Annotated in this window: 11 protein-coding genes; 8 read left to right on the plus strand and 3 right to left on the minus strand. The window is 41.7% G+C overall.

From position 1 onward, the window contains the following. Positions 1-109 precede the first annotated feature (109 nt). The gene (gene mgrA, locus G519_RS0114310; protein WP_029195295.1) at positions 110-1,099 is read left to right on the plus strand and encodes an L-glyceraldehyde 3-phosphate reductase; all 990 of its coding nucleotides are present in this window, start codon (positions 110-112) and stop codon (positions 1,097-1,099) included. Between the two features lie 3 nt (positions 1,100-1,102). Here the strand turns inward: mgrA and xerS are convergent, their stop codons facing one another. Next, complete coding sequence (gene xerS, locus G519_RS0114315) at positions 1,103-2,185, minus strand: tyrosine recombinase XerS (protein ID WP_029195296.1); 1,083 nt, start codon at positions 2,183-2,185, stop codon at positions 1,103-1,105. Between the two features lie 198 nt (positions 2,186-2,383). Between xerS and G519_RS0114320 the strand changes: the two genes are divergently transcribed. From G519_RS0114320 to G519_RS52145, 6 genes are all read left to right on the plus strand, one after another. Continuing rightward, positions 2,384-2,893 carry an RNA polymerase sigma factor gene (locus G519_RS0114320; protein ID WP_029195297.1) on the plus strand — a complete coding sequence of 170 codons (510 nt, stop codon included), beginning with the start codon at positions 2,384-2,386 and terminating at the stop codon, positions 2,891-2,893. Positions 2,894-2,895: 2 nt separating this feature from the next. Beyond that, complete coding sequence (locus G519_RS0114325) at positions 2,896-3,771, plus strand: RsiV family protein (protein WP_029195298.1); 876 nt, start codon at positions 2,896-2,898, stop codon at positions 3,769-3,771. Between the two features lie 65 nt (positions 3,772-3,836). Continuing rightward, the gene (locus tag G519_RS0114330) at positions 3,837-4,145 is read left to right on the plus strand and encodes a hypothetical protein (RefSeq protein ID WP_036632925.1); all 309 of its coding nucleotides are present in this window, start codon (positions 3,837-3,839) and stop codon (positions 4,143-4,145) included. Positions 4,146-4,444: 299 nt separating this feature from the next. Next, positions 4,445-6,100 (plus strand): ATP-binding cassette domain-containing protein, encoded by a 1,656-nt coding sequence (locus G519_RS52140; RefSeq protein WP_244280109.1) that lies wholly within the window; start codon positions 4,445-4,447, stop codon positions 6,098-6,100. A gap of 112 nt (positions 6,101-6,212) precedes the next feature. After that, positions 6,213-6,929 (plus strand): ABC transporter permease, encoded by a 717-nt coding sequence (locus tag G519_RS42985; RefSeq protein WP_244280110.1) that lies wholly within the window; start codon positions 6,213-6,215, stop codon positions 6,927-6,929. Between the two features lie 86 nt (positions 6,930-7,015). Then, on the plus strand, positions 7,016-7,690 hold the full coding sequence (locus G519_RS52145) for a DUF3892 domain-containing protein (protein WP_244280111.1): 675 nt from the start codon (positions 7,016-7,018) through the stop codon (positions 7,688-7,690). A gap of 154 nt (positions 7,691-7,844) precedes the next feature. Here the strand turns inward: G519_RS52145 and G519_RS0114355 are convergent, their stop codons facing one another. After that, entirely contained in the window at positions 7,845-8,126 is a 282-nt protein-coding gene (locus G519_RS0114355) for a hypothetical protein (RefSeq protein ID WP_029195302.1), read from the minus strand. A 517-nt stretch (positions 8,127-8,643) separates the two neighbouring features. Between G519_RS0114355 and G519_RS0114360 the strand changes: the two genes are divergently transcribed. Continuing rightward, on the plus strand, positions 8,644-9,699 hold the full coding sequence (locus tag G519_RS0114360) for a TRAP transporter substrate-binding protein (RefSeq protein WP_409372013.1): 1,056 nt from the start codon (positions 8,644-8,646) through the stop codon (positions 9,697-9,699). A 5-nt stretch (positions 9,700-9,704) separates the two neighbouring features. Here the strand turns inward: G519_RS0114360 and G519_RS42990 are convergent. Further along, positions 9,705-10,002: transposase (locus G519_RS42990; protein WP_244280112.1), on the minus strand; the 298-nt coding region annotated here is incomplete at its 5' end.

Below are 10,002 nucleotides of genomic sequence, written 5' to 3' on the forward strand. Positions count from 1 at the left end.
CCAGTTACTGGTGAAACTTTGGTAGATGCTTTCGAAGTAAGTTATCTACGAAAACACAAGTGGATGCTTACGAAGAAAGTTTTCTACGAAAACTCTAAGGAGGACAAAAATGGTCTATCAAGCAAGCTCAACGCGTTATGCAGAAATGAAATATAATCGTGCTGGTAAATCGGGTCTTAAGCTCCCGGCTATTTCTCTAGGATTGTGGCACAATTTCGGGGGATTGGATATTCATGAGAATGGGAAGGCGATGCTTCTTCGCGCTTTTGACTTAGGGATTACTCATTTTGATTTGGCTAATAACTACGGACCGCCGCCAGGCTCAGCTGAGGAAATGTTCGGTAAGGTGTTGAAAAGCGACTTGGCCGCGTATCGCGATGAGTTGATCATCTCAACCAAAGCGGGTTACCACATGTGGGAAGGTCCTTATGGAGAGTGGGGCTCAAAGAAATATCTAGTATCCAGCTTGGATCAAAGTTTGAAAAGAATGGGATTGGAGTATGTTGATATTTTCTATTCACACAGACCGGATCCGAATACGCCATTCGAAGAGACCATGGCTGCACTGGATTTGATAGTTCGTCAAGGTAAAGCGTTGTACATAGGACTTTCCAATTATACGGCAGAGCAAACCAAAGAAGCAGTATCCATTCTGAAAGGTCTGGGAACACCGCTTTTGATTCATCAACCTTCCTATAGCATGTTGAATCGTTGGATTGAAAATGGCCTGCAGGATGTGCTGGATGAGTTTGGTGTAGGCAGCATCGCGTTTTGTCCGCTTGCACAAGGCTTGCTGACGAACAAGTATGTGAGCGGGGTACCTAGTGATTCTCGCGCTGGTGGGAAGAGTCAATTCCTAAATACGAAGGATATTACGGAAGAAAAGCTTGCTCAAATTAATCAACTGAACGAATTAGCAAGCACTCGCGGCCAAAGCTTGGCCCAAATGTCGCTAGCTTGGGTTCTCCGCGGCGAGCGAGTCACGTCTGCGTTGATTGGCGCAAGTCGTGTTTCTCAAATTGAGGAGAACGTAGATGCACTTAAAAACCTAGAATTCACGCCAGAAGAATTGGCTAAAATTGAAAAAATCCTGAAGTAACCTTCAGGATTCCAGCCGTTTATCAATCGCTTCGGACATTGTTTTATCCGTGAGATGCGCATAGATTTGTGTTGTTTCTGGAGAAGCATGTCCGAGCTGCTCTTGTGTTTTGTACAAGTCATTCTGTAAGTAATAATCTGTGGCGAAGGAGTGCCGCAGCTTATGAACAGACAGGTAGGGCTTGCCGAAGCGCTTAGCGTACTTGATAACGAGTTCTTGGATAGCCCGTTTCGTCATACGTTCGCCCTCTTTTTTGCCATTAGCAATGGCAAGGAATAGGGCTTTTTCCTTTTTGAGCGGCTTATAGCGTGTTGAGCGGATGGTGATATAGTCAGTTAGAGCTTGAATAGCTTCATTACGGAAGTATACGGGAGTTTTGAACGTATCGTCATTCTTACCTTTGCGATATACATACGTAAGCTTCTTCTTGAGGTCAATATCATCGACGTTCAGATTGAATACTTCAGATACGCGAAGCCCCGAATTTAAGATGAGTGTAATGATGCAAGTATCTCGTATTTTGTTCAACTCATAGGAGTAGAGAGCTTGCTTATTGGCAGCAACATCGTGCTCATAGCCATGCTGCACATACGCAATAAACTCAACAATTTCCTCTTCTTGAAGCAGTTTGCCCTCTAGCTTAGCGGCACTGTCCTTGGGCCTGTGCGAGCGTTTGATCTCTACTTTGGCCATCACATTCCGCTTCAGAAGCGGGTAGAAATTATCGTCCTCGGCAATTTGGCTTAAATAATGGAATAAGGAACGCAAAGCGGAAAGCTTGCGGTTAATCGTCGTTTTCACATTAGCCTGAACTTTACGAGTAGCTAGAAACATGCGAAAGTTGTCAACGCTATCCATATGTAATTTCTCCAAATCCTCCAGAGGAACTTGGTTCATAGAGGGAGCAGAACTTAATCCTTCAGCCAACAGCCAGGATAGAAAGATTTCGTAATCACGCACATACTCAAGTAATGAGGATGGAGAGAGGTCTGGCAGCTTATAATTAATAAATTTCTCTATATACCACGGCATGGTAGGGATTCTTTTTTCTAATTCAAGGCGATCTTTGACTTTAATGATGTTCATGGGTATATGTCACCTCACTAGCTTCTCTTGCTGTTAGTATAGCAGTGGGTAAGGGAAATTGGTAGAAGAAGGTCGACTCGAAGTATATGACCATGTGCTAATATGTAGTGTACCAAACTATTCTACGCACTCGACCGTCATAGCATATACAAGACCAATTCTTATACGCGCGTAGAAAAAGGAGCGTCTTTTAATCTCATGAAGATGAATGGAAAGCTAGAAAAGTTGCTTATTGCATGTATGACGGAACATAAAGATAATGTTTATCGATTAGCTTACAGTTACGTGAAAAATTCGGAAGATGCCCTCGATGTCGTTCAAAACGCCATACATAAGGCATTTGCTTCAGCAGGCTCACTGAAAGACACCGCATCTATGAAGAGCTGGTTTTACAGGATAGTGGTAAATACGTCATTAGATTTCTTACGGAAGCATAAGAAAATTCAAGTTGTCGATGAAATCACGATGGAATCGTATGCACAAGGCAGTGAAGATGCTTATCCCAATATTGATCTGGAAAGGGCACTGGATGATTTGCCCACAATCTATAGAAGTGTGATTGTACTAAGATTTTTTGAGGATCTGAAGATTGATGAAATCGCCGAGGTTTTACAAGAAAACAGCAGTACGATAAAAACACGATTGTATCAAGCCCTTCGATTACTGCGGATTAAACTGATTGACGATACGTTAGAGGAGGTCAACTAAATATGAATGAGAAAATAGAACAAATGAAACAACACTATATGGATATCCCGATTCCAAAAGAACTGGATTATATCGTTAACCGAGCCATAAAGCAAAATAAGAAAAGAAAAAGTAATTTTAAATGGGCTTTTGTAGCGGCATCGGCAGCAATCTTATTTGTAGCAGGTATAAATACTAGTTCATCTTTGGCCCATGCTTTATCTGAGGTGCCTATCGTCGGTGACCTCGTTAAGGTGCTAACTTTTAGAGAATATAAGTTCAATGAGGGAACCTATAATGCTAATTTAGAAGTGCCTGCAATCACGAATTTGGATAATAAAACCTTAGAAGAGACCCTGAATAACAAATATTTGGAAGAAGGCAAGAAATTATATTCGGATTTCACCATCGAGATGGAAAAATTGAAGCAAAATGGCGGCGGCCATCTAGGTGTAGATAGCGGTTATGTAATAAAAACGGATAACGATCAAATCCTTTCAGTGGGAAGATACGTGGTAAATACGGTCGGATCCTCCTCAACCACATTCAAATACGACACGATCGACAAGAAGAAGCAATTGCTGATCACTTTGCCAAGTTTGTTTAAAGATGATGCATATATTCGTATAATTAGTGAAAATATTAAGGAGCAAATGAAGGAACAGATGAAGCAGGACCCGAAGAAGATTTATTGGGTTGAAGGTGTTTCGAATCAGGTAAATTCATACTTCAAAACGATAACGAAAGATCAAAATTTCTATATCAACGCTAACGGTCAACTTGTGATCTCATTCCAAAAATACGAGGTCTCTCCTGGATATATGGGCGTTGTAGAGTTTATCATTCCTACTTCTGTGCTGTCCGATATTTTGATGATGAAAGACGAATATGTTCATTAGGAATAAAAAAAGGAACATTTACTAAAATTAATCGGGTATGGAAAATTTAAGCTGGGGGTATCTCTATGCAACAACAAACGCCGCAACAAAATCAACAAGGCTTTGAGCAAATAAAAGAAGCTGCCCAAAAGGCTGAGCAAGCCGCTGAACAAACTCTGCAAGTTGCTCAGGAAATTTATTCACAGGCGACTGAAGCTGCACTGTCCGAAGCAGAACAACAACTGCAAGATCTTCAAGGACAAATCCAGCAGGCCCAGCAAAAGACGGAAGATTTAAAACAAGAATTACAAACGACACAAGAATCGCAGCAATCTCAACAATCTCAACAATCTCAGTATTCGCAACAATCGCAGCAATCTCATCAATCCCAATAACGTAATATCAGAGAGTTCTCGCAAAAAGTCTGTGCACTTGCAACAGGCTTTTTTTGCTTGGATGAGTCGCAAAAAAATGTGTTGTCTGTACATGACATCTTGTGTTAATTTGTGGAAAATAAACGGAAGGGCTTCTAGGGATCCGAACCTGCAAGGGTGGCGAACCGAGCGAAGCCGACACGGATACATGACGTGTTACACCGTAAGGGATAAAAGACCTTCGGAAAGTTCCGCCTGTTTAGGCGAAACGGACTGAGGTCTTTTTTGCTTTACCGAAATAAAAAGTGGAGGGAACAGAGATGGCATCGATCCGTGTGGAACAATTGGGGAAATCCTTTCGACAGAAGAAAAAAGAAGAAGGCTTTATGGCGAGTGTTAGGGCACTGTTAAAGCCGGAGTTTGTAGACAAGTCAGCCGTAGAGGGTATAACGTTCTCTGTGGATCAAGGGGAAACACTTGCCTTTCTCGGACCGAATGGTGCCGGGAAATCCACGACGATTAAGATGCTGACTGGCATCCTGCATCCTACAACAGGTCAAGTTGAAGTTCTAGGCTGTTGTCCATGGAAGGAGCGTACGAAGCTGAGCTATCGTATAGGCTCTGTCTTCGGGCAAAAGTCGCAGCTTTGGTATCATTTGCCTCCCATCGATACCTTCGAGTTAATGAGCCGTATTTACGAACTGCGGCGCAGTGAGTATATACACCGGCGTGATGATCTCATAGAGAGATTTGAACTTGGGCCCTATTTGCATACAGCAGTGAGGAAGCTCTCGTTAGGTGAACGGATGCGCTGTGAGATCGCAGCATCCTTGATGCACCGGCCGCAGGTTCTGTTCCTTGATGAACCTACGATTGGGCTTGACGTTGTCGTTAAACAGCGAATACGCGAACTTATTCTAGAGTTAAAACGTGAAGAAGGAACTACAGTATTTCTTACGTCACATGATGCTGGTGATATTGAGCGGCTATGTGACCGGGCGATTGTTATCAATCATGGACGGATTGTCTTCGATGACCGTGTTGAGGTTATGAAGCAGCGCTATCCCAGATTATGGCTGAGCACCGGATCATTGACGTTACGGTTGAAGATCCACCGATGGAGGACATCATCACACGTATGTACGGGAACTTCGGTAAGGAGGAGAAAGGACATGAACAACTGGAGAAAATCGGTTAAATATGCCTTTATCGGCAAAATCACACTTCGCAATCAACTTGCTTATGTGGCCGATTTTCTGATCCGCTCGCTGTTTCTGCTGTTGATTCTTTATATTTTTCTTCAACTCTGGCAGACAACGTTTCATGGCGAAGGAACGGAAACCATAGCAGGCTTCAGCTTCAAGCAGATCATGTGGTATCTCGTTATAACGGAATCGATGATTCTTGCCTGTCCAAGTCTTTGCTCACGCGTAGAGGAAGAGGTGAAAAGCGGAGATATCGTGTTCAAATTTGTCCGTCCTGTCAGTTTTGTCGCTTTTCATTATGTCGAATACATGAGTGAAGCTGCGGTTCGTTTTCTCGTCAACGCGGCGCTTGGCGGTTTGTTAGGATTGTTTATTATGGGTCCGCCAGATTTTGGTTATGGATTACTATGGTTGCCAATTGTGGCATTGTGCGGTTTCACGGTTAATTTCATGTTGAATATGGTTTTAGCGCTGAGCTCTTTCTGGGTGGAGGAGACACGCGGACTGGAATTCGTCTACAATAAGTTTTTATTCACGATTGGCGGTATGCTGATGCCTCTTGAATTATTTCCCGACATGCTGCAGAAGGTAGGACGTTGGCTTCCGTTCCAAGCCATTGTCTACATTCCGGCGAAGACAACCGTGACCTTTGATGCAGGTCAATTGCCAAGTATGATCGGTACACAACTGATATGGGTTGTTTTCATTGGCTTTATTGTCACATTTGTTTATAGAAAAGGAGTGAAAAAGCTCAATGTTAATGGTGGATAACCGCAATTTGACACCCATTAGTGAAGTTGATCAGCCAGGTAAATTCGGGCGTTTACTCCGTTTCGTTTGGCAATGTTGAAAGCTTAATCTTGCTGGCGCCATGGAGTTTCGGATGAGTTTCTTTCTCACGGCGGGTATGATGATCATCAATAATGTGGTGTGGATCGTGTTCTGGGGACTTTATTTTGGCCGATTTCCTGTATTGAATGGATGGGAACTGCAGGATGTGATGATGCTATGGGCAATAGCAGCTGGCGGCTTTGGTGTTATGGCGACATTTTTCGGTAATGCTATGCGAATTTCGAATTTGATTTCAACTGGACAGCTTGATATTTACTTAACACAGCCTAAACCAGTGCTGCTTCATGTTCTCATCAGCCGTATGTCGGTAAGCGCTATTGGGGACGTCTTATTCGCATTATTAATTTACATTGCATTTGGAGATAAATCGATCATAGGCTTCATAAAATTTGGTTTAGCCATGCTGTTATCGACGCTGATTTTTTTATTTTTCACGGTTATTGTGAATTGCCCTGCATTCTGGTTAGGGAGTTCAGATGGGCTTAGTTTTCAGCTATATAATGGGCTTCTTACATTCACCACATATCCAACGAGCATTTTTCGGGGGCTGGGCAAAATCGTACTGTTTACTGTGTTGCCAGCAGGGTTCATTAGTTACTTACCAATTGGAATGTTACGTCAGGTGGACATCCCTTTTATATCAGGTGCCATAGCTATGACGGGTTTGCTTTGTTTGGGAGGTATTTATTTGTTTTACACAGGACTTCGGCGATATGCCTCTGGCAATATGATGGGGCTGCGGCGTTAATTGGGTTCATAGGGATAAACTTCATATGGGTGACGCATGCTATAGGTGGAAGCCGCTATATAGAATTAAAAAAGGAGCTGATATCTATGGCGCGACGCCGACGTGGACAACAACCGATGCAACAACCGATGATGCAGAATCAACCGTATGGGTCGATGAATACACAGTTTGAACCCTCACCCAATTATAGCAATGCGGTTGAACCTATCCACAATGCAAATTATGCATGGAATGGTCAACCAATTCCAAACGCTCAGATGTACCAGCAAGCGGCACAAAGCGGGCAGCAGTCATTTATTCCACAAGCTCGTAACAGTGGAACCCAATCTTTCCAAGGTGGAATGCCAGTTCCAGGCTCGTCAGGCAACATGAATGCCGAATATGGCCAGAGAAATACGGGAATCAATAATGCTGATGCGAGAAAAGTAGGCTTTCAGGGGGGATATACCGGCTATGGTGCAAATGGCCAACCAACCCAGTATGGCACATTTATGCGGGATGGAACGCAGTATGGTGCAGGTCCACACACGATAGACCCCAATAAGGCTATCATTCAATCCGTCCATTATGGAGATGGTGGCATCAGTGCGGTTCAATTCCAAGATGGCAGGGTGGTTGATATTGCTAATGCTATTGCCATGACTGAAGCAGGACTGATTGAAGATGTGAATACGGGCAGAAATCGTGAAGGTCAAAAAACGTTAAGATCGTATCCGGATGGCGATCCAAGCAACAATTTATCTAATTTACCTCGATTTTAAAAAGATTATCTAAAGCAGTTTGCCATAATGCAAGCTGTTTTTTTTATGTATAGGTTCTTTTCCAAATGAAAAAGCCGCCGTTACAAGTCGGCAGCCTTTTTGCTCTAGCGTTCTATTGAGCTGATATAATAGCATTCTTTGAATGCGGATACATTTATTTTTTGAGTTGTGCCAGATATTTGAGTACAAGTCCAAGTGCGCCGATGTAATAAGCAACTAATAATAAGAAGCCTGTTGGATCAAGGGACATCATGTTGGAAATTAAAAATAATGGGAACACATAGTACAGCATATCTTGCAGATAAGTCAGAATCAGAGCGCTGGAGAAGCTGCCAGCTTTGAGTGCTTTATACAAGCCTAGTAAAAAGCTAAGCCCCATTAAGCCCAGAACTACCCACATCGAATAGAGCATCCAACCCGTAAGTGTAAGTGTCATTTAGATTCACCTCCCCGTAGGAAGATTTTCTTTCTACTTTATCATATGCTGCCACATGACAAGTCGTACTAGGACGACACACTCATTTTTAATGGAAAAAGGAAATCGAAAAGGATTCATGCAAGACATTATCCCCTATTAAATTCTTATAATGAATCCTACCACCCAAAAAGTTAAATGTATAAAAGTGGTTGACATTATATAGGGGCTATAATAACATAAATGATAGACAAAGGATTTACAGAACGCAGTTTTATATTATAGAACAAAAATGAAAAGGATTCATCCTCGGTGAATAAGTTTTAAGAATGAAATCATTCTCCATATCATATCTATTCACCAAGAAACAAAACTTAGTTTTATAATATAGTACAAAAAAAGAAGTATCATCTAACGAAACGAAAATGATTTAAATTATTTTTAAAAATAACAGCGCTTTCATTTTAGGTATTAATTAGAAAGCTGTTTATAAAATGCTTTCTATGAATTTTATACATAATTCTAAGGAGATGTCGTTATGATGCTGAGAAAGAATTTAGCTATTTGTGGCAGCATTGTGTTTGCCAGTTCTGTTGTATTAGCTGGCTGTGCAAGTAATAAACCAGCAAATACTTCACCTGCAGATGAGGCAACCACCCCAAAAGATGTAAAAGTTCAAACATTAAAGATTGCGAACTATTTTGCAACCGATCATCCACAAAATGTGGCGCTTCGTGAGAAGTTTAAACCGATGGTGGAAGCAAAATCTAACAGTACGTTAAAGGTTGAAATTTATGATAACAGTAAACTGGGGGCTGAACAGCAATTCTATACCGGCGTTCGTAACGGTACCATTGAGATGGGGATTCCAGGATTAATCATGCAGGCTGATATTCCAAAAATGAGTGCAGGCGAATTTCCGTTCTTGTTTAAAGATTTTAAATCCACCAAGAAAGTGTTTGACGGTCCCATTGGAAAAGAGATGACAGAGGAATTAGAAAGTAAGCATGGCGTACATCCTTTGGCATGGAGTGCGAATGGTTTTAGAATGTTTTCATCTAATAAAACAATTAATAGTATGGCGGATTTTAAAGGCTTGCGCTTAAGGATGCCCAATATACCAAACTATCTTAAATTAGGTCAGCTATTGGGAGCAAACGTAACGCCAATGCCCATATCAGAAGTTTTTACTGCTCTTGAACAAAAGGTTGTAGATGGCCAAGATAACCCTGTTGCTACATTAAGAGCTTCTGGTTGGCATGAAGTGCAAAGTGATGTTTTGGAATCAAATCATATGTTTAGTCCCAACATTTATATTATTAACAGCAAACTATGGAAGCAATTATCTCCAGAGCAGCAAAAAGTGATTGAAGAAGCGTCAAAGGCCGCTGCTGATTTAGAATGGGAATTGCTAGAAAAGAGCTATGAAGACGATAAGAAGTTCCTGCAAGAACATAAAATCAAATTTACAACACCTGATGACAAGTTCAGAAAAGACATGGAAGCCGCAGCAAAACCTTTATACGACGAGATCTACAGTAAAAATCCATGGGCAAAGGAAATGGTGGAAAAGATTAAAGCGGAAATTAAATAATTTGATTATCCAACTAGCTCAGGATAGGTAATCGTCGTAGACGATAGGCAACAATGAACTAACCTATTGAATAACTCGCTTTTGACCTCACGGCGGTTGAATCGATAGCAAAACTCATCGAGATATGCTTGTAGGTGCTTAGGATCTAAGCCGTGGTAGGTACCACCAATAAAAGCTTTCGCATTAGAGATGATCGTATGAAGCCACTTTAGATGATCTGGATTTTCTTTCAGGTCGTACTTTTTGGCTTCATGGTGGAAGCCATTTTTGGCCAAAGCTTGATAAGAACGATATCTATCGCTG

The organism is Paenibacillus alginolyticus DSM 5050 = NBRC 15375 (genome assembly GCF_000422905.1).
GTDB classification, from domain to species: domain Bacteria; phylum Bacillota; class Bacilli; order Paenibacillales; family NBRC-103111; genus Paenibacillus_E; species Paenibacillus_E alginolyticus.